This window comes from Bacillus cereus group sp. MYBK139-1 (genome assembly GCF_051916915.1).
GTDB classification, from domain to species: domain Bacteria; phylum Bacillota; class Bacilli; order Bacillales; family Bacillaceae_G; genus Bacillus_A; species Bacillus_A pacificus.
In genome coordinates this window covers 1,876,638-1,902,608 of the sequence record NZ_JBQAHO010000001.1, presented here as the reverse complement: position 1 = coordinate 1,902,608, position 25,971 = coordinate 1,876,638, and the positions used below count along the sequence as shown (strand labels likewise).

The window sequence follows — 25,971 nt, the reverse complement described above, 5'->3', positions numbered from 1 at the left end:
GAGAAAAAGGACTTGTTTGAAATGTAGCGAAGTGTGTATACAGAGGAAGCGGGATAAAGATGGGGAGTTTGTTTCATACTAATGTACAGATATTATCCTTAAAGGAGCCTTAGTATGGGACATTCACATAATCATGGTAATTCTAATAATAAAAAAGCGTTATTACTTGCATTTTTACTAACGACAAGTTTTATGATTGCTGAAGTTATTGGGGGATTTGTAACAAATAGTTTAGCACTACTATCTGACGCGGGGCATATGCTAAGTGATGCGGTATCTTTAGCTTTAAGTTTACTTGCGTTTAAGCTCGGAGAAAAAACAGCAACAACTGCGAAAACATATGGATATAAGCGAGTCGAAATGTTAGCGGCATTATGTAACGGTGTCGTTCTTATTGTCATTTCAATATACATTTTTATTGAAGCAATTCGCCGTTTTACAGAACCAGTTGAGATTGCTAGTAATGGGATGCTCATCATTGCTGTACTTGGTCTGCTTATTAATATTTTATCAGCTTGGATATTAATGAGAGGCGGAGATGTGAAGGGCAATTTAAATTTAAGAAGTGCTTTCTTACACGTATTAGGAGATCTATTAGGGTCAGTCGGAGCGATAATTGCTGCGTTACTTATTAAGTTTTTTGGATGGACTGCTGCAGATGCGATTGCTAGTATTCTTGTGTCTATTTTAGTCATTATTAGTGGATGGCGTGTAACACGTGATACGGTCCATATATTAATGGAAGGTGCACCACAACACATAAATGTGGAAGAGGTAAAAAGTACATTATTAAATATTCCGGTTGTAAAAGAAGTTCATGATTTGCACATATGGTCTGTCACATCGGATTTTCAAATATTAACTTGCCACTTGATTATTAAAGGAAATGAAACACAAAGTGTATTAAAAGAGGCTACGGATGTATTAAAAGAGAAGTTTCATGTAGAACATGTCACCATTCAAGTAGAAATAGATGGTGAATTTAATCATAGTGAGACAACTTGCAAAGTATGAAAGAAAAAGGATAAGAAAAAGTGTCATAACATTTTTCGCGCGGCATACATATATATAATGTGGCCACAAATACTTTGTAAGGTAAATATTTCATTAAATTACTTTACTTATAAAGAGTCATCTTTTATAATCAAAAGTGGTAATTGATAAAGATTATCATTTTCAATGATCGTAGAAAGGAGTTTTTTAAAAGATGAGTAGTCAACTCCGTTTTGCTGTTGAAAATCGTAAGAGGCATTTAATTGATGAGTTAATTGGAGCAGGTGTGTTTAAAATTCGTGACCGACAATTATACGAGCTGTCTTTAGAGGAATTGGAAAAAGAGTACGAAGATATGGAAGATTATGCAGATATTCAGGCATAGCTATATATATTAGTAAAAAGAGAGCTGGTTACGATTTTGTGTAGCCAGCTCTCTTTTTATCCCGCTATTTGCCGGGAAGTAAGACCCCCCACCTCAAAATTCAGCGGAAGGAAAGAAGTTAGGTGAGGGATCAACAAAACCCCCACTGATTAAAGTTTCACTTTATTTCGTAGAAATTATTTTTTGTATTTCTTTCATTGGACGGAGCCAGTTTTGAGTCATCATTTGTTCCATTTGTTTTTCATCCTGCTTCTGTAATGCTTGAATGATAGAGTGATGTTCTTCAATAGATTGACTTGCTGGAATAAAGTTTTGGAAAAACAAATATTCAAGGCGTAAGACGTGAAGTTGCATATTTTCTAGAAAGGGTTCAATATATTGATTTTTAGCAATAGAAGAAATGGTATTGTGAAATTGTATATCTAGTTGTAAAGCTTGTTTTGTGTTTTGTTTCTCTATAGAGCACTGAAAATCATCATTTATTTCAGAAAGTAGTTTCAAATCAGCTTCTGTAATATTTTGAAGTGCTTGTTTTCCTATAATAGAGTGAAGACCAGCCATCGTCTCATAAATGATCGGAATGTCGTCTAACTGAATAGGAGCAATTTTTGTTTTTTGTCCAGGTACCATTTCCACTAATCCAGAAAGCTCTAATATTTGAAGCGCTTCTCTTACAGGTGTTCTGCTTACTCCTAGTGCTTCAGCCAGTTCCCCATCATTAATTTTTTCATTGGGCTTCAGTACACCTTCAATAATCCAATCTTGTAGTTGATTTAAAACGAGTGATTTTGCTGAAACTCTTCCTAGCTTTTTATTATTTTGAGGGATAGGCATAGTGAATTCAATCCTTTCATTGTATATTTTCCTTTTTCTCATGAACAAGCTTTAATTCGGGTTTCCCTTCATCCGGTTTTTGGCTTAAGATAAGCACCATTACAATGACACAAAGGGCCCCTAATAACTGAAAAGATTGAAATGGTACATGTAATATAAGTACAGAAGAAATAATAGCTGCGAGTGGTTCTGTACAACCGAATAATGTCGTTTCTTTCGGGGTTAAGTATCGTATGCTGTCTAAGTATAAATAAAATGCGATGAGTGTCCCGAAAATGATGACAAATGTGATGAGCGGTAAGGTATTTAGTTTTACATATTTCATCGTTGACAATAAAATGAATTCTTTCGTAGTAATAAAGTGTACAATCGTTACACCAATACCCCCAATAATCATGCCCCATCCAACGATAACTGAGGAAGACCATCTATCTAGTAATTCTTTTGAATATAAACTATAAAAAGCAAGAGATAATCCAGATAAAATACCCCAAACGATAGCTGGTGTAGAAACAGCTAAGTTATGAACAGACCCGTTTGTTAGTAAGAGGAAAGTGCCTACTAATGAAAGGACAATTGAAATAAAATCAATTTTTGATGGACGAACGTTCCATTTGAAAAGTAAGTATACAGTAATAAATATAGGAGCTAAATATTGCAATAATGTTGCAACGGCAGCATTTCCTTCTTTAATAGAAGCGAAGTACGTGTATTGTACAGCAAGCATACCGAATAGGCCAAACAATATCATTTTAGTAGCATCAGATCTTTGTTTCCATATGCTGAATATTTCTTTTTTTCTCGTTCCGAATGATGAAATAATGAGCAAGATAACGCCCGATATAAGCAATCGAATTGTAACTAACCATTCAGTAGAAACATGTTCATATTGAAAAAGTTGTTGTGCAGCTGTTCCAGATAATCCCCATAAACAAGCACCAATTACAACCATAATGATTCCTTTTAAACGATTTGGATTCATCATGTATTGATTCCTCCTTTCAAAAAATATATCGTATACAATATGCAATATATCACGAAATGAATAAAAAATAAACTGAAAATTCTCGCTTGGTGTAAAGCTGTTATTCAGATTAAAGAAGTTTGTTAAATAAGAGAACGATAAAATAAAAAGGCTTTCGTTTACGGAAGCCTTTCTATTTTAAATTATGAAGTGTAAGTAAAAGCTGGAATAGGATCAATGAATGTATCCCAGTTTTGTGCCATTTCTTTTTCTGTTAATAGACAATCATCTAATGATTGTTCAATTAAAGAACGGTTCATATCAATTCCGATAAATACGAGTTCGGTTATTCGATCTCCATATCGCTCGTTCCAGCTTTTCAATACTTCGGGTTCTTCTGTAATAATTTGATTTCTTTCAGTTTCAGGTAATGCCGCTATCCATTCACCGGCTCCTTGAATTGTAATAGAGGAACCCGCTTGAGATAGAAGCCCTATCATATTATTACGTGATGCGAGCCAGAAAAAGCCTTTTGCTCTTACGACATCCACAGGCCATTTTTCTAGCCAATTCATAAGGCGTTCAGGATGGAAAGGATATTTACGGCGATACACAAAGGAATTGATGCCATATTCTTCAGTTTCAGGTGTATGATGTTCACTATTTAATTCTTGTATCCAACCCGCCGATTGACTCGCTTCCTCATAATTGAATAAGTTTGTATTCAAAATTTCTTGCAGTGGTACGTTGCTAAATGAAGTTTCAATAATTTTTGCACTAGGATTTAATTTCTTAAGTAAATGATGGAGCTCTCTCACATCTTCTTTTTCTAGTAGGTCTATCTTATTAAGGAGAATTACATTTGCAAACTCAATTTGATCTATTAATAAATCAATAACTTCCCGAGTATCGTTTTCATCAATTGCCTGCTTACGGTCTAATAAACTTTCACCATCTGCAAAATCATCCCAAAATCTATTTGCATCTACAACAGTAACCATTGTATCGAGGCGACAATTTTTTGTTAAGTCAATGTTCAGAACATCGTCTGTATACGTAAACGTTTGGGCAACTGGAATCGGCTCACTTATACCGGAAGATTCAATAACTATATAGTCAATATCACCGTTTTCCACAAGACGATTCACTTCTATCATTAAATCCTCTCGTAGTGTGCAACAAATACAGCCATTTTGAATTTCTACTAGTTTTTCCTCCGTACGTGAAAAACCACCTTTTTTGATAAGGGATGCATCAATGTTTACTTCGCTCATATCATTAACGATAACAGCTACTTTTAAGTTGTTCTTATTAGTCAAAATATGATGTAGTAAGGTAGTTTTTCCAGCTCCTAAAAAACCACTCAATACAGTGATAGGTACTTTTTTCATGAAATACTCTCTCCTTTAAATCGTAATGATTACGTTTTATATTAAATGATGGAAAAGAAAAAATCAATAATAAATCATAATGGTTACGATTTAAGAATAGGAATAGACTATAAAATTTGTGCTGTAGCAGGAAGCTTTTGGACAAGCACTTGTTTACATATAAGTAAAATGGAGGCGAGAAGGATGGTCTTTAATAGGGTTTCAAAAGAATTAATAGGAATAGCTCTTATTGCTATGTTTCTCTTTTTATTATTTTTTGTAGATTTTACAAGTTTAGCAAATTTGCATAAAAGTATGCCAAAAGAATGGTTGAATGTGAATACGGTGTTTTTAAGTATTATATTTGAAGCAATACCATTTATTTTATTAGGGGTAATTGTTTCTTCTCTCATTCAAGTGTTTGTGACAGAAGATATGATTCAAAAAGTAATGCCGAAATCTCCAATTGTTGCAATGGTTCCAGCAGTATTTGTTGGAATTCTTTTTCCAATGTGTGAATGTGTCATTATACCAATTGTAAGAAGGCTCATTCAAAAGGGGTTACCACTTCATGTGGGCATTGTTATTTTACTAAGTGCACCTATTATGAATCCAGTTGTTCTTTTATCTACTGTATATGCGTTTCAAAAAAATGATTACATTGTATATGCACGCTTTGGGGTAACAATTCTTGTTGCTCTATTCATAGGTTTAATTGTGTATTATCGCTATCGCGAAAGAAATGTTTTAAAAGACGTAGAGGTATCAGTTCAAAAAAACAAAAAAAAGAGTTGGAAAGATGTTATGAATCACACTGTAGATGAGTTTTTTGATACTGGTAAGTATTTACTGATTGGTGCTTTTTTAGCAAGTGTATTTCAAACATTTTTTGATCGGAATGTACTGGATGCAGTAGCACATAACGAAGTAATTGCCCCAATTATTATGATGGGATTTGGTTATGTTTTATCCATTTGCTCTGCGGCCGATTCGTTTATAGCGGCATCTTTTGGACATGTTTTCTCTGTAAAAGCACTTCTCGCATTTCTTGTGTTTGGGCCTATGCTCGATATGAAAAATACGTTCATGTTGTTTGCATATTTTCAAAAGAGATTTGTATTCTTTTTGATTGGAATTATTATTTTATCGGTGTACACAATCGTGCAAATTACAACGTTATAGGAGATGAGAAACGTGGAGGGAAAGGAACAGAAGGCCTATCATCGCTATATTCGTGGCATTATTTTAATTGGTTTAGCAATGCTCTTATTTAAACTATTTGTAACCGGGAATATTTATAATTTTATCGCTCCAAAAATGATTAAATTTACGTATATAGCTTTTGTAGTAATTTTACTTCTTGGTTCATTACAAGTTTGGGGAGATGAGAGAGAGGAACAAGATGATTGTAATTGTTGTGTGCATCATAGGGAATTGAAGTTAGGGTTAAAAAGATATTTTGTATATGTTTTATTTGTTGTTCTAATTATTAGTGCTTTTTTATTTGGAGGTGTAACAATTGATGGAAGTTTAGCAGGAAAAAGGGGTATGAATCAAAGTGTACAGGCGATAAGTATGGAAAAGAACGAAAAAGAGGGAATACAGGCAAATTCTAATGGGAAAGAACAAGATGAAACTTCGAATTTAAAAGTGACTGATCAAGCGGAAGAACAATTAGCAAAAAGTATGTTAGGACAACGAAAGATACAAGTAGAGGATAAGGATTATGTTCAAACAATGAGTATAATTGGTCAAGATGTAAAAGGGTTTAAAGGGAAGGAAATTACATTCTCAGGGTTTATATATAATGATAAGGATGTGACAGGTGATAAAGCGGTAGTGGCGCGATACGGCATAACTTGTTGTATTGCGGATGCATCAGTCTGGGGGATGATTGTTGCAGGGGAAAACGTAAAAAAGCTCCCACAGGAAACATGGGTGAAAATAACAGGTTTGTTGGACGAAACGACATATAAAGGAGCACTATTTCCACTTGTAAAAGTAAGTAAAGTAGAGAAAATCAATACGCCTATAGATCCGTATGTATACGATGGTTTACCACAATGAAAAAGAACTAATTCTTCATATTTTCATGAAATAGACTCATAATTGCGGTAACAAAAAAATAAAGATAAGAGTAATTTGGTTTGTTAAAAATATGGGTAGAAGGAGATATGCGATGAGCTGGGTTACTCATAAACCAACATTTGAATTTGATAACTATAACCATTTTATTCGGGCAAATACGGCGTGGATTGGGCATTTAGACTTTGCATATGATTTAGTAAGGTTTGAAAAGCCGGAAGTATTAGTCGAGTTAGGTACACATTTAGGAGCTTCTTTTTTCAGTTTTTGTCAAGGGGTAAAGGATGGGGGATTAGCTACAAAATGTTTTGCTGTAGATACTTGGACGGGAGATGAGCATACAGGTCCATATGGAGAAGGCGTTTATCAAATCGTAGAGAAAGTCGTAAATACGAGTTATCCCAATATAGGTAATTTAATTCGTTCTACTTTCGATGAGGCCGTTGATCAATTTCAAGATGGAACGATAAACTTGTTGCATATTGATGGCTATCATACGTATGAAGCAGTTTCTCATGATTATAAAACATGGTTACCGAAACTTGCGAATAACGGTATTGTGTTATTTCATGATATTGAGGTGAAAGATCGAAACTTCGGCGTGTATAAGTTTTGGGATGAAGTCACAGCAAAGCACCCTCATTTTCAGTTCCAGCATTCATATGGACTCGGCGTATTATTTCCGAAAGGTTGTAGCGATAAGTTTGTGGAAATACTTAAAAATAAAGAAGAAATACAAAATATGTATAAATAAAAGTGGAGCATGCATCATTTGAATGATGCGTGCTTTTTTGTGTGGGGAATAATGATATTCCTTTAAACGGTGAGGATAATAGTAAAAAGTTTGATGGTGGCAAATATTAAAAAAGTTACTCTTTGATTGTTAAATATAAAAAATGTAACATTTTTTATATTTTCCATTGCGAAAAGTAGCATCTACTTTTACAATAGAAAAGGTGTCCAATATATTATACTGGAAAAATAAATCGAAATAATATGAAAATTTTGTTTTGTCTTCGCTAATTGTATATTACATACATGTAAGACGACACATGTCATGTTATCGACTTGTAAGGAGAGAAAAAAATGAAAAGTGTAAGATTACCATCGATGCTAGAAATCATAGTTCTTTTATTACTATTTCTTGCTGTTGTCTTTTCCTTCCAAACGATTTTTGATCTCCCAATTCAATTAGCGCTATTTATTTCATGGTTTTTAGTAATTGCGCTTGGATTAAGATTAGGATTTCGTTATCAAGAATTGCAAGATGCAATTACGAAAGGGATTTCTAACGGATTAGAAGCAATACTGATTTTAGTTGCAGTAGGTGCTTTAATTGGAACATGGATTGCTGGTGGCGTTGTACCAACATTAATCTATTATGGGTTAGAATTTATTCACCCTAGCATATTCCTATTAGCAACATTAATTATTTGTTCGATCACTTCTATCGCAACAGGAACATCATGGGGAACAGTTGGAACAGCAGGTATTGCTATGATGGCGATTGGTGAAGGGCTTGGATTACCACTTCCACTTGTTGCTGGTGCAGTTCTTTCAGGAGCTTATTTCGGCGACAAATTATCACCACTTTCTGATAGTACAGTTCTGGCAGCTTCTATGGCGAAAGTAGATGTTATTGCTCACGTTCGAGCTATGCTCGTATTAGATGTTCCGGCTTACATTATTACTAGTATTATGTTTACTGTAGCTGGTTGGATGTATGGCGGCGATAACGTAGATTTAAATCGAGTAGAGTTTTTAAAAGAAGCTTTGTTAAAGCAATTTGATATTAAAATATGGATGCTTGTTCCAGCGGTCATTGTTATTGTTCTATTAGCACTAAAGAGACCGTCTATGCCAACAATTGCAATGGGAGCTTTAATTGGTGCAATTTGGGCAACTCTTTTCCAAGGAATGAACTTTGGAGAGGCGATTGGAACAGCGTATAACGGATTCTCAATTCAATCTGGTGTTGAATTTGTGGACAAGTTATTAAACCGTGGTGGAATTAACGGTATGCTTGGATCAGTAGCCGTTATTATTTTCGGTTTAGGATTTGGTGGATTACTTGAAAAACTAGGTGTTTTAAAAGTAATCGTATCAAAATTTGAGAAGAAATTAAATTCTGCAGGTAATGTAACATTGTCTACATTAATCGTGGCATTCTTAGCGAATATATTTGGTTGTGCAATGTACGTATCATTAATTTTAACACCGAAAATTATGGAAGAAAGCTATGATAAATTAAAAATAGACCGACGTGTATTAGCACGTAACTCAGAAGTAGGTGGAACGTTAACTTCAGGTATGGTTCCATGGTCTGATAATGGTATTTTTATGGCTGGTATTTTAGGTGTAGCAACGTTCTCATACGTTCCATTTATGTGGTTAAGCTTCGTATCGTTAATTTTAGCGGTTATTTACGGATATACAGGCAAATTTATTTGGTATGTTGATGATGCTGAAAAAGGAAAAGAAGCATCATAAATAAAAAATCACCTTCTACGTGTTGTAGAAGGTGATTTTTTATTTTGTAATAGGAGTTGAAGAAGTTATCTCAACCTCATATTTAGCCATTTTTTGTTGTATCTTTTTCTGCTAATTGACGAACAAGTTCATATCCAATTCCTTTATTTGCACCTGTTATGAAAGCATATTTTTTCATATTGAATTCCTCCAGTAGTGTTATAGTAGGTTACAAGGGAAAGGATACAGCCTAAACTTAAGTTTAGGCCAAGAGGAATTTTTAAAAATAAGTATAGAATATCTACATATATGAGTGAGAATTCTTATCATTTAAGAGAAAGTCTGTTATTATAAGAGATGTAGGTATTTTATTTTCAAGGGGATGAAAAAATGGAGTACAGAATTGAAAGAGACACATTAGGAGAAATTAAAGTTCCAGCTGATAAATTATGGGCAGCACAAACACAACGTAGTAAAGAAAACTTTCCGATTGGCACAGAGAAAATGCCACTTGAAATTGTAAAAGCATTTGCCATTTTAAAGAAGAGTGCAGCACTTACTAATAAAAAATTAGGAAAGTTATCAGAAGAAAAAGCAGAAGCAATTGTGACAGCAGCTGACGAAGTGATTGCAGGGAAATGGAATGAACATTTTCCACTTGTCGTATGGCAAACAGGTAGTGGTACTCAGTCAAACATGAATGTGAATGAAGTAATTGCAAACCGAGGGAATCAAATTTTGAAAGAGAAGGGATCTGACGTACATATTCATCCGAATGATGATGTGAACATGTCTCAAAGTTCAAATGATACTTTCCCAACTGCGCTTCATGTAGCATGTGTACTCGCAGTAGAAAATCACGTGTTACCAGCAATTACGAAATTAAAAGAAACGTTAGCAGAAAAAGTAACTGCATTTGAACATATTATAAAAATTGGTCGTACACATTTACAAGATGCGACACCGTTAACATTAGGACAAGAAATTAGTGGATGGCACCGTATGCTTGAAAAAACAGAGCGTATGATTGCAGAGAGCAATACATATATGAAAGAGCTTGCGATTGGTGGTACTGCAGTTGGAACAGGTATAAACGCTCATCCTAAATTTGGTGAGATGGTATCTGAGGAAATTAGCCAATTTACAGGTAAGCAATTTATTTCTGCACCAAATAAATTCCATGCATTAACGAGTCATGATGAAGTTGTATATACGCATGGGGCATTAAAAGCATTAGCAGCGGATTTAATGAAGATCGCTAACGATGTGCGCTGGCTGGCAAGTGGTCCACGTAGTGGGCTAGGAGAAATTATTATTCCAGCAAATGAGCCAGGAAGCTCTATTATGCCAGGAAAAGTAAATCCAACGCAAAGTGAAGCGTTAACGATGGTTGTAGCACAAGTGATGGGAAATGACGCAACAATCGGATTTGCAGCGAGCCAAGGCAATTTTGAGTTAAATGTATTTAAACCTGTTATTGCATATAACTTCTTACAATCTGCTCACTTATTAGCAGATGCAATTGTTTCATTTAATGATAATTGTGCAGTTGGTATTGAAGCAGATGAAGAAGTCATTAAAGAGAATGTGAATCGTTCATTAATGCTTGTTACAGCATTAAACCCGCATATCGGATATGAAAATGCAGCGAAAATTGCGAAGCATGCTCATAAAGAAGGGCTAACTTTAAAAGAAGCAGCGCTGCAATCTGGACTACTAACAGAAGAACAATTTGATGAAATTGTCGATCCGAAAAAAATGATTGCTCCGAAAGAGTAATAAAAAACGCCAAGATTCTTCGTTTAGAATCTTGGTTTTTTTTATTACTGTAAGTGCCAAAATATATTATTTGTTAGCAGACATATGCAATATTTTCATATGTGGGCAGTTTTCTTTTAAAAGTGCAATGAATTTTTCTTCTTCTTGTGGTACGAAAGTTGTCACAGAGTCGAATAAATTATAATGGATTTCTAATTGCTGTCTAGTCCATTTCTTTGAATGAATTTTTTTACCAGAGTATTTAATGTGGCGAATATCTTCAAAGGGAATTTCAGTACGTAGTATGAAACCATGTTTTACGAAAAGAGATGATTCCGTTACGTTGTAGTGAGAGAAATAGAATGAAGAAAGATTCACGATATTTAGCAGCATCATGAGGGTGAAAAAAATAGAATTTTCATTTTGGAAGAATAGCGAAATGAAAAAAATCATGATAAATAATGTAATAAAAATGACGTGAAATGGATTTTTTTTCGCTTTAAATTTCAAGTTAGTCACCTCGGTATACGTGTACTTTAACTAAATTAAATCATAACATCGTAATAAAACGTATGAATATGCATAATTGCATATTCACACGTTTTATTATTCATGTAAAATTTCTTGATGGGATAAATTCAAAAGAAGTTTTGTAATAGTGGAGTGGCATGAAGTGACTTACAAAAATAGAAAGATAGCGTTAGTCATAATTAGTTGTATGACGGTTATGGGTAGTTGTGCAAAGAAATTTGTTGAGGATGGAAATCGAAAACATATATTTGTAGAGGTAAGTAAGGTTTTAGTAGAGACTGTAAATAGAATATATAAAAAGTAAAAGGTGTTTTCTTATATGGAAACACCTTTTTTGTAGTTAAAATTGAATGTATTTTCTCCAAATGACCATATTCACTAATCGCATATGTATTTTTAGCGATTTGCTTAATAGTAAACAAGAGTCTTGTAGAATATTCATCTTCTATTTCACATCCTATAAAATGAATTTACATAAACATATTCGCTTTTCATTGGTTAAAACCTTTTAGCAGACGTTTTTATAAAAGTTTATAAAATAGGTAAACGAAATATTGAAAAGTTTGTTTTGGTTATGTTAAGATGATGAAGTAATAATAAACGTTATTAAGATTTGTCTATTTTAAAACAAACATTTTAAAGGAGTGTTTAGTATGAGTGATATTTCAGAGAAGTTTTGGGACGCTTCAGTTGAGGAGTTGAAGAAAGGGTATGTATTTGAAGCGGAAGCAGAGGAATATATTTGTTTAGCGTGTGGAGAAGCGTTTATTAAGGGTGTTATTTATCAAGATAATCAAGTTTTGTATGAAGCAGAGAAGTTTGTACAATTGCATGTGCAAAACGAACATACGTCGATGTTTGATTATTTATTAAATCTAGATAAGAAGTATACAGGTTTAACTGATTTGCAAAAGAAGATGGTTCAGTTTTTCCATATGGGGCTGAATGATAAAGAGATTGTGAAAGAGATGGATGGGGGAAGTACTTCAACCATCCGCAATCATCGGTTTACACTTCGAGAGAAAATGAAGCAAGCGAAAGTGTTTTTAGCGTTAATGGAACTGTCAGAAGAAAAATCAAAAGTACAAACGAAATTTGTACCCATTCATAGAACAGCAACGATGGTAGATGATCGTTACAATATTACAGAAGAAGAAAATGATGAAGTGTTAAAAACTCATTTTACAGAGGGATTAGATGGACCGCTTTCTAAATTTCCAAAAAAGCAAAAGCGTAAATTAATTATATTACGTCATTTAGTGACGAAGTTTGATAGTAATAAAAAGTACACTGAAAAAGAAGTAAATGCTATTATAGAAAGCGTATATCCGGATTTTGTAACTTTGAGAAGATATTTAATCGAATACGGGTTTTTAGATAGAACAACTGATGGAAGCCAATATTGGGTGAAGTTATAATAACATAGAAAAGAATATGAATAGAAGCACACCATTACAACAAATATACAAAAAGATGGAAGTTGAAAAACAGATTTTTAATAAAAGGAGAAATGAAATTTGAAACCACCTACAAATAACAATAAAGAAGGTGCGGAGTCACATAAGTTAGAAAGTGAGAGTAAACCGATTTGGAAATCGATGTCCATGTTTTTAGTACCGTTACTATTAAGTAATGTACTACAATCAGTTGGACAATTATTCGGTATGGTAGTAGTAGGAAGATGGCTTGGAGTGAATGATTTAGCGGCCATATCGGCATTCTTCCCATTATTTTTCTTACTTGTTTCATTCGTAATTGGTATTGGTTCAGGGAGTTCCATTTTAATTGGTCAGGCGTTTGGGGCAAAAAACGAAGATCGTTTAAAAGCGATTGTTGGTACGACGCTAACATTTACTTTTATTATTGGAGTTGTGTTAGCGATAGTAGGTAGTATTTTTGCAATGGATATTATGCGCCTTATGGGGACGCCAGAAAATATTATTGAAATAAGTGTACATTATGCACGTATTTTATTTATATCGATGCCAATCTTATTTTTATATTTCGCATACACAACGTTTATGAGAGGTACAGGAGATTCTAAAACGCCATTTTACTTTTTAATTGTAAGTACAGCGCTAAATATGATCTTATTACCAATCCTTATTTTTGGATGGTTAGGTGCTCCAAAATTAGATGTGTATGGAGCAGCATATGCTTCTGTTATATCTACAGTTATTACGTTTATTGTCATGTTAGTGTATTTAAAGAAGAAAAATCACCCGCTACAATTAGATAGTACGGTAAGGAAATATCTTCGAATGGATTGGGGTTTATTAAAGTTATTACTACAACTCGGCATTCCAGCAAGTATTAATATGATATTAGTTTCATTATCAGAAATTGCGGTAATCGCGTTTGTAAATCGTTACGGTTCGGATGCAACAGCAGCTTATGGCGTTGTGAACCAAGTTGCAAGTTATGTACAAATGCCAGCCGTTAGTCTTGGTATTACAGTCTCCATTTTTGCTGCACAATCAATTGGTGCGAATCAATTTGATCGATTGCAGAAAGTTGTGAAGGCCGGAATTATTATGAACTACGTCATCGGTGGTGTGCTAATATCACTCATTTACTTGTTCTCAAGAGACATTCTAGCACTATTTTTAACGAGTCAAACTACAATTGAAATTGCTCATAGCCTAGTTATGATCACATTATGGAGTTATTTAATTTTCGGTCATGCGCAAATTATTAGTGCGACAATGCGAGCAAGCGGTACAGTATTATGGCCAACTGTTATTGGCGTCGTATCAATTTGGCTTGTTGAAGTACCTGTAGCGTATTACCTTTCTTACCATACAAGTCTTGGTATAGAAGGGATATGGATTGGATACCCAGCAGCATTTATTGTTAGCTTAATACTACAATATGCATATTATAAGCTTTCATGGCAGAAGAAACGAATTACACGATTAGTGAGTTAAACACTAAAAATGTCCCTAAGTTATTATACTTAGGGACATTTTTTATAAGTGCAGATTTACAAATAGCTTTTTAAAGTAATATCAAAATGTTGTCTAATGAGTTTATTATCACTCATATAAAATTCCCACGCTTTTTCTGGTTCACCGATAATTTCAAAAGATTCTTCTGTAATATATAAGGCGCAATTATCTTCTAGTGCAATGCCTTCTATATTACCTTGATGATTTTGTAAAAAGGAATGGAAGGCGTTCATTCTATTTAATTGATTATAATGTGGACAAAACCTTTTGTTCACAATGCCCCAGCCGTTACTCTCTATATAACCAGAACCTTCATAATCTGAGCGGATACTAGATGTGAACCAACACATAGCACCAGCGCTACACCCTGCAATGAGCGTTCCTTGCTGCAGAGCCAATAGTAATTTTTCATCGAGCTTATGTTCTTTCCATTCTGTAATCATTTGAATATAGTTCCCGCCACCGAGATAAATTAAATCAGCAGACTGAATCATTTCGTCTATTTCATATTTAGAAGGTGTATCGGCTATAATACGTAAAATTTGTACGTCACAGTGTAATTGTTTTTCGAATGTGTCTAAAAATAATTTTATATAGCTTTCATCATCATGACTAGCTGTAGGAATGAATAATACTTTCGGATACTGTTTATTTGTTAATTCTATAAGTCGCTCATTAATAGGCGAGTGATTTGAATCTTGTAAATCACCGCCACCAATGACAGCTAATTTCATAGTAAAGCACCACCTAATCATTTTCGTTATATAAAAATTCGATAGAAGAGAGTTACATTCCTTCTCTTACGTAATGAATAAGTAGAAAATGGGGTTTAAATATATTGGAATAATAAAGGTGATAGTGGCTATATAGGAAAATGAATTAGAAACAGTTTATCCCGCAATAACGGGCAGTAAGACCCCCATCTCAAAATTCAGCGGAAGCAAAGAAGTTAGGCGGGGGATGAACAAAACCCCTACTGATTAAAGTTTCACCTTATTGTTATATAATGCTTCTTACTATTGTTTCAAAATATGGAAACAATATGTTTAAATAGATATAACGAAGCATGAATTCATATTGAATGAGTGCCTATCCTTTAAAAAAGAACTGGAAATAATAGAGATTTTACAAATGAGTTTTTACTTTTAATAGGAAGTTGTATTACAATATGGTAAAATTATTTCAATATATTTATTTAATATAAAAATACAAAGAGGGAGCGTGAAAAAAGTGGATTTTCGATTTGAATTTACAACGAAGGTGAAAGAATACTTGGATGATGAGAAGGATGAAAAAATAATAAAAGATGGACATAGAGATATCATTTTTCAATATTTATATCCACTAGAGAGTGAAATTGGTATTTATAAAAATCCTAACTTTACTTTTTTTGCATCAGGAAGACGCTCGCATATCGTATTAGAAAACATTGAATTTAAAACAGAGGTAAATGTAAAAAGTAACATCATTGAAATTACAAAAATAGTGGATAATGTCGTTATTCCGTTAGATACGATCGTAGCGAAAGATCGGGAATTATTTGCACTAGGGCGCAATGAGAAGTTTAGTGTGCAAATATTAGAGCAGTATCTGTTTGAAACATTTGGAGAAAAGTTGGGTTTACAGTAAATGGGATTTGGGAGTGGATTTTAGTGTATAGCATTCATAATTGACCTTTTATTTCATTTATACTACAATTAGTAGTGTGAAAGGAGCTATACGATGTTTACTCAAAACTATAAGCTAAATGAACAAGGGTTAAACCATTTCTTTGGACCGCTTGAAGCAAAGATTATGGAGATTGTTTGGTCTAGTGAGGGTATTACGATTAAAGAAGTACAGCAGAAATTAAGTGAAGAATCACCTGTAAATTTTAATACTGTAATGACAGTTATGAACAGGTTAGTAGAGAAATTACACTTAGAAAAGCAGACTATGAAAAGAAGTGGAATATATCGTGCTGTACAAACAAAAGATGAATTCTTATCCAATCAAACGAAGAAAATGACACAGGAATTGATGGGGGAATTTGGTGATTTAGTTGTAAATCATATGCTAGATGAATTAGAGCAAGTTGATCCGACTTTAATAAAAAAGTTAGAAGATAAATTGAGCCAATTAAAAAAAGAGGATTAATGAAATGAAATGGCAAATGCGTAAAATCATATTGTTAGCAGTCATTGTTAGTTCCCTCTTTTTTAGTATGTTAGTGTATTACGTTACATATCCATTTCTGTTTCAAAATAAGGCGTTCTTTCTTTCGAATTTTTGCTTGTTTCAGTTAGAAAAACATATGAAAGAATTATCATTCATTCGTATTATAATCGCTGGATTTCTACTACTTACTGTGTTTATCGTGTGCAAAAGAATGTGGCGACAATTTTTTGATACTAAAAGATTACAAAAAGTACTTATTCCCTTCGTTCGAAAAGGAAAACAAATATATATATTGCCGACTGCGGAAGTTGCGGCATTTACAATTGGGTTATTTCGTCCGAAAATTGTCATGTCAGAAGGGATGCTTCAAACATTTTCAGATGAAGAAATGGATGCGATTATTTTTCATGAAGAATATCATCAAAATAATCGAGATCCGCTAAAATTATTTTGTTTTACGTTATTAGCAGAAGGAATGATATACATCCCGATATTAAAAGGGCTATTGCAGCGCTATCATGTGTATCAGGAGTTAGCTGCAGATAAGTATGCAATGCGGAAAATGAAATCTAAATTCGAGTTAGGAAGCGCATTATTAAAATTAATTAAAATAAAGACAATGGAAAATCGATGTGTTACAGCTTCATTTGCAAAAACAGCAATAAATTTACGAATCGAGCAAGTGTTACATGAAAAAGTTGTTAAGCTCAATATGCCGTTACATACGAATTCCGTATATGTAACAGTAGGTTTATTTTGTATGTCGGTTGTACTGATTGTCGGAGAGTGCATATAGCCTCTTTTTTTAAGTATTAACACTACTTTATGTAGTGTGTTTGGGAGGAAGAAAAGTGAAGAAACTAATTGCTATTATACTGGCCGGAGCATTAATTTGGGCCGGAGTTAATTTTTATAATGCAAAGAAAGAAGAAAAAGAAAGAAAAGCGAAACAAGCGGAATTACAGAAAACAGAAGTATTACCACAAGTAGGGTTTAAAGCACCAGACATAACATTAAAAGGATTAGACGGGAAGCTGTATTCGTTACATGATGCAAAAGGTAAACCGTATCTTATTAATTTTTGGGCATCATGGTGTGGTCCATGTGAAATGGAGGCACCTGACTTAGTTCGTATGTATGATAAATATAAAAAGGATGTTGAAATCTTTGCGGTAAATGCAACAATCGGAGATCCAGTGCAAGAAGCGAGCGCTTTTGCGGATCGTCACGGATTTAAGTTTCCTGTTTTACTAGATATGGACGGAGTAGCTGGATTAGATTATAAAGTATTTTCTTTACCAACGACGTTTTTTGTTAATAAAGATGGAATTATCGTAGAGCAAGTACGAGGCGTATTACCTCCAGAACAATTAGAAGAGAAATTTAAGAAATTAATTGAGAGTTAAAGAGGGGATTTTGTATTAATGGAGTGGATCGTGAGGTTACAACCCGTATCGCTTATAATTGGAAGTCTATTTGGATTTATGTTGATGAAACGAAAGATGAAGAACGAAAGTGTACCATATGAAAAAATGATGGATGCAGTAACAAATGCTTTTCTTATCATCGTATTTTTATGGAAATTTGCACCGGCAATTTTAAATCCAGTATGGGCTATTAGGTCGCCACTGCAAGCATTATTAGCTATAGGAAGTATGAAACATATTATAGTAGGATGCATAATTGCAAGTGTATACATTGTTTGGAAAAGTAAAAAGGAGCAATTTTCACTTCGCATTTTACTTGATACATTGCCTATTGGACTATGTATGAGTATTGTTTTCTATTTTCTATTCCACCACAAAATAGGAGTACAAACGACACTGCCTTGGGGTGTGAAAGTATATGAATCTAAATTTTTATATCACCCCGTTTTTGTATACGAGATCATCCTTGCCCTATGTCTATTGGGCTTATTATGGATGAAAAGTGAAAGGCTCGGAAATGGAAAGAACATAAGTGTTTTTCTAATAGTTGAGGGTGTTGCTCATATTATTCTTTCGCTTATTAGTGAACAGAATTCGATTTTATTTGGTTTATCGATGCAGCAAATACTCAGTTTTTGTGTTCTGAGTTTAGGGATTTTGTTCGTGCCGAAAAAATAAAAATAGCCATGTATGGAGGAATCCGCACATGGCTATTTTTATTACATCTATTAAAAAATCGGTGGAGTAACAGAAAATAAAACAATCGCATTTTTCTCAAATTGATTTACCCATTTATGTTTTAAATAAGCGGGTATTTTTACGCTATCACCCGTTTCTAATATGTATTCTTCTTCATTTAAATGTAATGTGATTTTCCCGTCTAATACAAATGCTAATTCTTCCCCTTTATGTTCTAGTACATTTTCTGATGAAGCTGTATTCGGCGGGACAGTCATAATCGCTGTTGCTAAATTGCCTGTGAAATCAGGTGATAGCATTTCATATGATAAATTATCGATAATCATTTTTTTACGTTTATGAGAGCGTACAATTAAATCGTCTGTATTTGTATCTTCAAGTAAAAAGCTAAATGTTGGAACATCTAACGCTTTAGCGAGTACTTTTAATGTTTGGATAGAAGGGTTAGCAGATCCACGTTCAATTTGACTTAACATAGATGGTGTAATATCAGCCATCTTTGCTAGGTCTTTACTCGTTAAGCCTTTTTCTTTTCTTTGTTTTTCAATTTTTTTACCAATATCTATATTTTCCATAATAAAATCTCCTTACTTATTATTAAATTTTATTTAAATAAATTAAATTAAAATTAACTTAAGTGAATAATTTATGTTAAACTATATTAAAATTAATTTAATTATAATTTATTAAATTGTAAGCTACAAGGTGATGAGGAGGAAGAGGAATGAAGGAAATAGAGAAATTAAAAGAGGAATATCCACTCTTAAATCAATTAATCGCAACAGAAGAAGTGTTTTGGGTGAATCCGAACATGGAAAAGTATGAAACGGCAATAAAAGATTCGCCACTGAATGAAGAGAATGTAAAAGATGCGGAAGAGAGGTTAAAGCGTTTTGCACCATATATTGCGAAAATTTTTCCTGAAACGAAAGAGACTAACGGCATAATTGAATCACCTTTAGTGAAAATCCCTTCAATGAAACAAGCTTTAGAGAAAAATTATGAGCAACCTATTTTAGGAGAATTATTATTAAAATGTGATAGTCATCTTCCGATATCAGGATCAATTAAAGCTAGAGGAGGCATTTATGAAGTATTGAAGCATGCTGAACAATTAGCTTTGCAGTGTGGTATGTTAACAGAAGAAGATGATTATTCCATTTTAGATAGTGATACATGTAGAGAGTTTTTTGCCACGTATTCTATCGCAGTAGGTTCGACAGGAAACTTAGGATTAAGTATTGGGATTATGAGTGCGAAGTTAGGTTTTAACGTAACGGTTCATATGTCAGCAGATGCGAAACAATGGAAAAAAGATTTATTAAGAAGCAAAGGTGTAAATGTTATTGAATATGAAGCTGATTACAGTAAAGCTGTAGAAGAAGGAAGAAGGCAAGCAGATGCAGATCCTAGCTGTTATTTTGTAGATGATGAAAACTCACATGATTTATTTTTAGGATACGCAGTAGCAGCATCGCGTTTACAAAAACAATTAGAAGAGTTAGAGATTGTAGTGGATGAAGAACATCCTTTATTCGTTTATCTACCATGCGGAGTAGGGGGCGGGCCTGGCGGAGTCGCATTTGGTTTAAAGTTATTGTATAAAGACAACGTACACTGTTTCTTTGCCGAGCCTACGCATTCTCCATGCATGTTACTCGGTTTAATGACAGGACTTCATGATAAAATTTCCGTTCAAGATATCGGGATTGACAATGTAACAGACGCGGACGGACTAGCGGTAGGAAGACCGTCTGGATTTGTCGGTAAAACGATAGAACCATTTTTGAGTGGAAATTACACAGTAAGTGATGAAGAGTTATATAGATTATTAAAAGAACTAGCTGATACGGAAAAGATTTATTTAGAGCCTTCTGCATTAGCCGGTATGATAGGGCCAGTAAAAGTATGTACAGAAGATGAGTATTTACAAAAACAACAGTTAACAGAGAAGATGAAGAAAGGTACTCATATTGTGTGGGGAACTGGCGGTAGTATGGTTCCAGAAGATGTGATGAATGGGTATTATAGGAAAGGTTTAGAATTAATACTGTAAGGAAAATGAGGCTAGTTATAGTCTCATTTTTTCATGTACATAAAAATCTTTGTTATTTTCACATATGTTCTTTATAGTATAGATATAAAGGATTACTAAGATCGAATAAATATAACAAAAAAGCTTTATTTTACATAATAAGAGGATGTGTATACGATGTCATTACAGACTAAATATATAGCGGGTATTTCGCTTGGGGTTATGGGGGTAGGTTTTGCGGCTTCTATTCCTTTTCAAGGGACGGTAGCTGGTGAGATTATTCAAGGTGGATTTGAAGCTGGGTTAGTTGGTGGACTTGCGGATTGGTTCGCAGTTACAGCATTATTCCGTCACCCGATGGGAATTCCAATTCCGCATACAGCTTTGTTACCTAAAAACCGTAAACGAGTAACGAAAGGGCTCATCAATACGTTAGAAAATGAGTGGCTAACGAAAGAAAGTATTACGAATAAAGTAAAAGAAATGCAACTAGCACAAATGGTGCTGCAAATTGCAGAGAGAGAAATGCAGTCTAATGCTGTGAAAAAAGGGATTGTAACGATTGCTGAGAAGGCGATTGTTTCAATAGATACGGAAAAATTAGCGGTTATTATTGAAAAAGAATTAAAAACGTATTTGCATACAATGAATACAAGTAACATCTTACAAGTGCTTGTTGATCAATTAGTTGTGCAAGAATATGATGAGAAGACACTGGATTACATTTTAGTAAAAGTGAAAGATTGGACAGCGCAAGATGAAGCACGCTACCAGCTCGGAAGTTTAGGGATGAAGGCGATGGAAAATATAAAAGTAGATGGATTTTTACAGTTTACATTGAAGTCGTTTATGAATATTGTAGATGAAGATAAAATTGGCGGCATTTTGCAGAAATTCATTATTAGCAATATTAACAGCTTACAAGATGCGGATAATAGCACGAGACAGCTTATATTAGCAAAAATTCGTCAAGAAATTATAAATGTAAAAGAAAATGAAGCGTTACTACAAGAATTAGAAAATTGGAAAGAAAAATGGATTTCAAATTGGAATGCTACTGACAAAATTAAAGAGATGTTGGAACAAGCGCAGCAAAAAGCAGTTGCCTTTGTAAACAATGAAGAATTTGCGGATAAGTATGTTATTCCATTTTTACAAAAACAAATGAATAAAATAAAAGATGACGAAGTGACTGTTCAAAAAATAGAAGATTGGTTACAAAAACAAGTTGTGAAGCTTGTTGAGAATAACCATTCGAAAATCGGAAAGCTTGTGCAAGAAAATCTTGATAAGTTAGATGATAAAACGTTAATTGAAATGATTGAAAATAATGTCGGTAAAGATTTACAATGGATCCGAGTAAACGGAGCTGTTTGCGGATTTATGATTGGCTTAGTGTTAGAGGGAATTAAAGCGATTATATGAGAAAAACCTTCCACAATTGTGGAAGGTTTCTTATTTTTCAATAACACTCATATTTAAATTGTAAGCTTTCTCAATGCTTAATTTATACGTTCCATTTCCAGTTTTAATCGAATTTTTATACCAATGTTCTTGTTCGTTTAATTCTGGATTTTCTTCTGAAGTATTCTCTTCTTTTTTCGTTAAATCTTCAACTTGTTCCCAAGGTGTGTTTCCGTGGGATTCTTTTTTGTTTGTTATGGCGATTAAAGATACATCGCTTTCTTTCGTTAAATGAACAGATACATTTGAACTTTCCTGTACAAACCAATTATTTTGTAATTGACCTGGATAAAGGGATAGTTCGTTATTTGAAGCACGAACTTCTACATTTTTATTTTGTGGAAGAACGAGTGTCGGTTTGACCTGTGGTGCGGAATTCCATAACGTATGTTGAACTGGTAATGATTTTAAAGTGATATACATCGTTTCCCCGGCTGTTTCAACGGAAAGAAAATCTTCTTGTTTTAAATTAAGTTTTTCATTAGCTTTCGTCGTCATTTCATATGTTCCAAGAAGATGAATTTGATTTGTATCAGTACCCTCTATTGTTAGAGGGTACTGTCCTGCATCCACTACAATTTTTTTGATAGATTCAGGTATATTAAGTTGTCCACTTGGAATATTACTCGTTTGGCGAGTGGTATGAATAGAATGACGAACTTCATCTAGCAATCCAGTTGATAATAAACAGTAAAAAGCAATGCCAACACTTCCTAAAACACCGATAAAGAAAATACTAAAAATATCATATTTAATAAATGATTGTTCCTTCTTAGAAAATAGAAGGTAAAGTAAAATTTCCACGCCAAGTATAATAAGTAAAACAGGCCACCATGCTGTTAAGGAATCTAATACCTCAGTACCTTTTATAACTGAAAATAGTAAGAAGCAACCTAATGCAATAATAGAAAGCCCCATTGAAAATGTTCCAACGCGCCATGTTCTCATTCTTTCGTACCACCTTTATTTTCTTTATTTCCAAGTAACAATTTAAAGCCGCCACCAATTAAGAGGAGTGCAACGATAGATGTTTGGAAATAGCGATAATACAGCTCGCTAAGATGAATGTTAAATGTAGTTGCGAAGTAATCATTCAAAATAGGAAGGACTGTTTGATCTAATAAATAATAACCCCCGAGTGTAATTAACCCGATACCGATCCATCTTTGATGATTGATAAAATAATCAATGATAGGTTCGTCATGTACACGTTCTTTTCCATACTTTGCAGTTTGCTGTAAAGCGTCAAAGAAGCTATAGAACCAAATGATTGGTACTAAAAATAAAAACGCTGAAAGTCTTAATAAGTCAAGTAAATAGATGGAAAGTAAAAAGGCTGCCATAAGCTGGAGGCCTCGTCGCTGTAAGCCTAAATACATATGTCCCGCTCCAGGAAACATCGCTAAAATAGAAGCGAATGTTTTACTTTTCTTTCCTTGTTCACGGTGCTCTTCAAAATCTTCAAAAATAGTGCGGTCAACTAATTGTTCACCACGTTCTTTTTTCTGGAGTTGCTGAACAACATCGAAGAAATTATAAATCCATAAAACAGGTAACGTCACGAGAAAGATAAGGAAACTTTCTTGAGATGTTAAAAGGGCAACGAAAATGATCATACTTCCGATTCCTGTACAAGCTACTAAAAATGTAAGTCCACGTTGCATAAGCCCTAATTGAAAATGACCAAGTCCAGGGATGATGGAAAGAAGAATGATATAAAATCGTTCGCTCTCTTTAGAGGACTCTGTTAATTCTCCGGTTGCTTGTTTTTTCGATTGGTTAATAATCGTGATAACTAAATCTAGTAAGTTGACCACCCATAACACGGCTAGTAAAAATAGAGAAAGAAAAGCAATATCACGCGCTCCCAATGCTATTGTACAAAATGCTGCAAAGATAAATAGAAATACAGCCCCTCCGCTATATAAAATAAACCGTCCAAATTTCTTTAAATATAAATGTCCAAGCCCAGGAATTAGCCCTAATACAAGTGCTAAAAAGGGGTTTTTATTCATGCTTTGAACCTCCGTCCTTTTTTGATGAGTCTACCGATTTGTTTACAATTTGTTGTGAGATAGAAGACTCGTTATGTTTTGAAGATTTCTCGAAATTTGATGTCGCTGTGAAAATATATTGGAATAAACCACTTACCATAAAAATAATTGTAGCTGCGGTTGCAATTATGTAGTGAATAATCGTTCGCTTTAATGAGTTTGTTTTTATATTTTCATTAGGTTGTAGCGTTTCAAAATCAATTTGTGTCATAACTTCGTTCGTAAATGAATCATCATTTATCATTGGAAGGTTTTCCTGTTGTTCATCAATACTTTCCATATAAATCGCTAAACAATGATCACATTCATAAAGGTGTTCTTCCATAGATTCACGTTCATTGCTTTCTATAACATCTAATGTATAATTGCGCCAATCTTCTTTTGAATAATGCATCATAGAAACTCTTCCTCCTTCCAATGTTTTTTAATCCATTTTCTTGCCCGATACAGTTTCATTTCGACTGTTTTCACTTCGATATTTTCCTGCAAAGCAATTTCGTGATAACTTTTTTCTTCTAAGTAATGTGCGAGAACGACATCACGGTAATTATGGGGAAGTTCTCTCAGTTTTTGAGCAATTAGTAATTTTTGTTCTTTCGTCAATAATAAATCCTCAATATTTTGAGAGGATTTTATATTTTCCTCAGTTTCTTTACATAAGGAGAGTTCTTCGTTTTCTCTAGCTTTTTTTCTCTTATAATCAATAGCGTGATTGGTGGCAATACGCGCCATCCACGTTTTTAATCCGCGAAATTGATAATTTGGGAGAGAGGCGTGAATTTTTACGAATACTTCTTGTGTAACATCTTTCGCATCTTCTTCATGTCTTAAAATAGAAAAGATAACTTGGAAAATATAGTGACGATATGTTTGCACAAGGATACGAAAAGCATGTTCGCTTCCTTGCTGTGCTTTTTCAATTAATTGTTTTTCCTCAATGGGTCTCTCCCTCCTTTTTGACGCATTCTATTATATAGACGTAAAGAATGATAAGTCACCCTACACATTTTGTAAAAAAAGAATAATATATTTTTTGCAGGAGAGCTAGATGAAAAAAGGTGTGAAAAAATGGTAAAGAGAAGTATATAATGAGCAAGTAGGAAATGTTACAGGGAGAAAGGATGTGAGTGTTAGTAGGGGAATGTCCATACTAACAAACATGAAAATTAAAATATTAATAGCAGATGATAATTCTTTTATTAGAGAAGGCATGAAAATTATTTTAAATACATATGAAGAGTTCGAAGTAGTAGATACAGTAAATGATGGGAAAGAAGCAGTGGAATATTGCAAAAAGAACGACGTTGATATCGCCCTTTTAGATGTTCGCATGCCAAATATGAACGGGGTAGAGGCGACGAAATTCATTTGTGAAGAGACGAAAACGAAACCGCTAATTTTAACGACGTTCGATGATGATGAATATATTTTGGACGCAGTGAAGAACGGGGCAAAAGGTTATTTATTAAAAAATAATGATCCAGAGCGTATTCGTGATGCGATAAAAGGAGTATATAACGGTCAAACAGTTATGCAAGATGTAGTTCTCGATAAAATTAAGTCTAATTTAATGGAAAGTAAAGAGGAAGAATGTAAAATAGATAAAAGTCTTTTTACTGAAAGAGAGCTGAGTATTATCGCATTAATTGCAAAAGGCTTTTCGAATAAAGAAATCTCGAAGCAACTTTTCATATCAGAAGGAACAATTGCAAATTATATTACGTCAGTTTTAGGGAAAACTGGACTGGAACATCGTACACAAATCGCGATTTATTATTTAACAGGGAAAGTTGATTAA

General features: G+C 33.8%; 28 protein-coding genes and 1 pseudogene. 18 read left to right on the top strand and 11 right to left on the bottom strand.

The features are described from left to right. The first annotated feature begins 114 nt into the window (after positions 1-114). Both ACTFRS_RS09660 and fbpA read left to right on the top strand, forming a co-directional pair. Entirely contained in the window at positions 115-1,014 is a 900-nt protein-coding gene (locus ACTFRS_RS09660; protein WP_139867868.1) for a cation diffusion facilitator family transporter, read from the top strand. Positions 1,015-1,207: 193 nt separating this feature from the next. Next, positions 1,208-1,378 (top strand): Fur-regulated basic protein FbpA, encoded by a 171-nt coding sequence (gene fbpA / locus ACTFRS_RS09655; protein WP_000098301.1) that lies wholly within the window; start codon positions 1,208-1,210, stop codon positions 1,376-1,378. A 162-nt stretch (positions 1,379-1,540) separates the two neighbouring features. Here fbpA and ACTFRS_RS09650 read toward each other — a convergent pair whose 3' ends face one another. The 3 genes from ACTFRS_RS09650 to ACTFRS_RS09640 all read right to left on the bottom strand — a co-directional run bounded on the left by ACTFRS_RS09650 (position 1,541) and on the right by ACTFRS_RS09640 (position 4,567). Next, the gene (locus ACTFRS_RS09650) at positions 1,541-2,212 is read right to left on the bottom strand and encodes a GntR family transcriptional regulator (RefSeq protein ID WP_440023709.1); all 672 of its coding nucleotides are present in this window, start codon (positions 2,210-2,212) and stop codon (positions 1,541-1,543) included. Between the two features lie 16 nt (positions 2,213-2,228). Next, complete coding sequence (locus tag ACTFRS_RS09645; protein ID WP_242294626.1) at positions 2,229-3,194, bottom strand: DMT family transporter; 966 nt, start codon at positions 3,192-3,194, stop codon at positions 2,229-2,231. A gap of 185 nt (positions 3,195-3,379) precedes the next feature. Further along, positions 3,380-4,567 (bottom strand): GTP-binding protein, encoded by a 1,188-nt coding sequence (locus tag ACTFRS_RS09640; protein WP_000757655.1) that lies wholly within the window; start codon positions 4,565-4,567, stop codon positions 3,380-3,382. A gap of 183 nt (positions 4,568-4,750) precedes the next feature. Here ACTFRS_RS09640 and ACTFRS_RS09635 point away from each other — a divergent pair, with 183 nt between their 5' ends. The 4 genes from ACTFRS_RS09635 (at position 4,751) to nhaC (ending at position 9,121) form a co-directional block, all read left to right on the top strand. Then, complete coding sequence (locus tag ACTFRS_RS09635) at positions 4,751-5,728, top strand: permease (RefSeq protein WP_000231711.1); 978 nt, start codon at positions 4,751-4,753, stop codon at positions 5,726-5,728. Positions 5,729-5,740: 12 nt separating this feature from the next. Next, positions 5,741-6,613, top strand: a complete 873-nt coding sequence (locus tag ACTFRS_RS09630) for a TIGR03943 family putative permease subunit (RefSeq protein WP_014893868.1) — start codon at positions 5,741-5,743, stop codon at positions 6,611-6,613. Positions 6,614-6,725: 112 nt separating this feature from the next. Continuing rightward, entirely contained in the window at positions 6,726-7,385 is a 660-nt protein-coding gene (locus ACTFRS_RS09625; protein ID WP_074615382.1) for a class I SAM-dependent methyltransferase, read from the top strand. A 332-nt stretch (positions 7,386-7,717) separates the two neighbouring features. Further along, a complete protein-coding gene (gene nhaC / locus ACTFRS_RS09620; protein WP_139867864.1) occupies positions 7,718-9,121 on the top strand; it encodes a Na+/H+ antiporter NhaC in 1,404 nt (467 codons plus the stop codon). Between the two features lie 100 nt (positions 9,122-9,221). Here the strand turns inward: nhaC and ACTFRS_RS09615 are convergent. Next, positions 9,222-9,299: pseudogene (locus tag ACTFRS_RS09615) on the bottom strand (SDR family NAD(P)-dependent oxidoreductase); the annotation flags it as partial. 191 nt (positions 9,300-9,490) lie between these two features. Between ACTFRS_RS09615 and fumC the strand changes: the two are divergent. Then, entirely contained in the window at positions 9,491-10,879 is a 1,389-nt protein-coding gene (fumC, locus tag ACTFRS_RS09610) for a class II fumarate hydratase (RefSeq protein ID WP_139867862.1), read from the top strand. Between the two features lie 66 nt (positions 10,880-10,945). Here fumC and ACTFRS_RS09605 read toward each other — a convergent pair whose 3' ends face one another. Next, positions 10,946-11,368: a PH domain-containing protein gene (locus tag ACTFRS_RS09605; RefSeq protein ID WP_139867860.1), complete on the bottom strand. Its 423-nt coding sequence runs from the start codon at positions 11,366-11,368 to the stop codon at positions 10,946-10,948. A gap of 163 nt (positions 11,369-11,531) precedes the next feature. On the opposite strand from ACTFRS_RS09605, the gene ACTFRS_RS09600 reads away from it, so the two are divergent. The 3 genes from ACTFRS_RS09600 to ACTFRS_RS09590 all read left to right on the top strand — a co-directional run bounded on the left by ACTFRS_RS09600 (position 11,532) and on the right by ACTFRS_RS09590 (position 14,316). Continuing rightward, positions 11,532-11,693 (top strand): hypothetical protein, encoded by a 162-nt coding sequence (locus tag ACTFRS_RS09600; protein ID WP_033678361.1) that lies wholly within the window; start codon positions 11,532-11,534, stop codon positions 11,691-11,693. A 349-nt stretch (positions 11,694-12,042) separates the two neighbouring features. Beyond that, positions 12,043-12,807, top strand: a complete 765-nt coding sequence (locus ACTFRS_RS09595) for a DUF2087 domain-containing protein (RefSeq protein ID WP_001280298.1) — start codon at positions 12,043-12,045, stop codon at positions 12,805-12,807. A gap of 99 nt (positions 12,808-12,906) precedes the next feature. Beyond that, positions 12,907-14,316, top strand: a complete 1,410-nt coding sequence (locus ACTFRS_RS09590) for an MATE family efflux transporter (RefSeq protein ID WP_139867856.1) — start codon at positions 12,907-12,909, stop codon at positions 14,314-14,316. Between the two features lie 56 nt (positions 14,317-14,372). On the opposite strand, the gene ACTFRS_RS09585 is transcribed toward ACTFRS_RS09590, so the two are convergent. Beyond that, positions 14,373-15,071, bottom strand: a complete 699-nt coding sequence (locus ACTFRS_RS09585) for a peptidase E (protein WP_000762133.1) — start codon at positions 15,069-15,071, stop codon at positions 14,373-14,375. Between the two features lie 496 nt (positions 15,072-15,567). Here ACTFRS_RS09585 and ACTFRS_RS09580 point away from each other — a divergent pair, with 496 nt between their 5' ends. The 5 genes from ACTFRS_RS09580 (at position 15,568) to ACTFRS_RS09560 (ending at position 18,599) form a co-directional block, all read left to right on the top strand. Continuing rightward, on the top strand, positions 15,568-15,966 hold the full coding sequence (locus ACTFRS_RS09580; protein WP_014893865.1) for a DUF3942 family protein: 399 nt from the start codon (positions 15,568-15,570) through the stop codon (positions 15,964-15,966). A 93-nt stretch (positions 15,967-16,059) separates the two neighbouring features. Next, complete coding sequence (locus ACTFRS_RS09575) at positions 16,060-16,473, top strand: BlaI/MecI/CopY family transcriptional regulator (RefSeq protein WP_016717115.1); 414 nt, start codon at positions 16,060-16,062, stop codon at positions 16,471-16,473. Between the two features lie 4 nt (positions 16,474-16,477). After that, positions 16,478-17,290 (top strand): M56 family metallopeptidase, encoded by an 813-nt coding sequence (locus tag ACTFRS_RS09570; RefSeq protein ID WP_440023710.1) that lies wholly within the window; start codon positions 16,478-16,480, stop codon positions 17,288-17,290. A 55-nt stretch (positions 17,291-17,345) separates the two neighbouring features. Further along, entirely contained in the window at positions 17,346-17,900 is a 555-nt protein-coding gene (locus tag ACTFRS_RS09565) for a TlpA family protein disulfide reductase (protein ID WP_440023711.1), read from the top strand. An 18-nt stretch (positions 17,901-17,918) separates the two neighbouring features. Continuing rightward, positions 17,919-18,599 (top strand): prolipoprotein diacylglyceryl transferase family protein, encoded by a 681-nt coding sequence (locus ACTFRS_RS09560; RefSeq protein ID WP_139867850.1) that lies wholly within the window; start codon positions 17,919-17,921, stop codon positions 18,597-18,599. Between the two features lie 50 nt (positions 18,600-18,649). On the opposite strand, the gene ACTFRS_RS09555 is transcribed toward ACTFRS_RS09560, so the two are convergent. Further along, positions 18,650-19,195, bottom strand: coding sequence for a helix-turn-helix domain-containing protein (locus tag ACTFRS_RS09555; protein WP_103141672.1), 546 nt, complete (start codon positions 19,193-19,195; stop codon positions 18,650-18,652). Between the two features lie 149 nt (positions 19,196-19,344). Here ACTFRS_RS09555 and dsdA point away from each other — a divergent pair, with 149 nt between their 5' ends. After that, on the top strand, positions 19,345-20,676 hold the full coding sequence (gene dsdA, locus ACTFRS_RS09550; protein WP_139867846.1) for a D-serine ammonia-lyase: 1,332 nt from the start codon (positions 19,345-19,347) through the stop codon (positions 20,674-20,676). Positions 20,677-20,832: 156 nt separating this feature from the next. Next, positions 20,833-22,080 carry a DUF445 domain-containing protein gene (locus ACTFRS_RS09545; RefSeq protein WP_000058334.1) on the top strand — a complete coding sequence of 416 codons (1,248 nt, stop codon included), beginning with the start codon at positions 20,833-20,835 and terminating at the stop codon, positions 22,078-22,080. A 30-nt stretch (positions 22,081-22,110) separates the two neighbouring features. Here ACTFRS_RS09545 and exsE read toward each other — a convergent pair whose 3' ends face one another. Genes exsE through ACTFRS_RS09525 form a run of 4 tightly spaced genes read right to left on the bottom strand, consistent with a single transcriptional unit; the run spans position 22,111 to position 25,049 of the window. Then, complete coding sequence (gene exsE / locus ACTFRS_RS09540) at positions 22,111-23,067, bottom strand: exosporium protein ExsE (protein ID WP_139867844.1); 957 nt, start codon at positions 23,065-23,067, stop codon at positions 22,111-22,113. After that, entirely contained in the window at positions 23,064-24,134 is a 1,071-nt protein-coding gene (locus tag ACTFRS_RS09535; RefSeq protein WP_440023712.1) for a hypothetical protein, read from the bottom strand. Before ACTFRS_RS09535 ends, exsE begins: the two co-directional genes overlap by 4 nt. Continuing rightward, positions 24,127-24,570 (bottom strand): hypothetical protein, encoded by a 444-nt coding sequence (locus ACTFRS_RS09530; RefSeq protein WP_139867841.1) that lies wholly within the window; start codon positions 24,568-24,570, stop codon positions 24,127-24,129. The genes ACTFRS_RS09535 and ACTFRS_RS09530 overlap by 8 nt, the downstream gene beginning before the upstream one ends. Further along, positions 24,567-25,049, bottom strand: a complete 483-nt coding sequence (locus tag ACTFRS_RS09525; RefSeq protein WP_001195477.1) for an RNA polymerase sigma factor — start codon at positions 25,047-25,049, stop codon at positions 24,567-24,569. The genes ACTFRS_RS09530 and ACTFRS_RS09525 overlap by 4 nt, the downstream gene beginning before the upstream one ends. A gap of 283 nt (positions 25,050-25,332) precedes the next feature. Between ACTFRS_RS09525 and ACTFRS_RS09520 the strand changes: the two genes are divergently transcribed. Next, complete coding sequence (locus ACTFRS_RS09520) at positions 25,333-25,971, top strand: response regulator transcription factor (RefSeq protein ID WP_000694106.1); 639 nt, start codon at positions 25,333-25,335, stop codon at positions 25,969-25,971.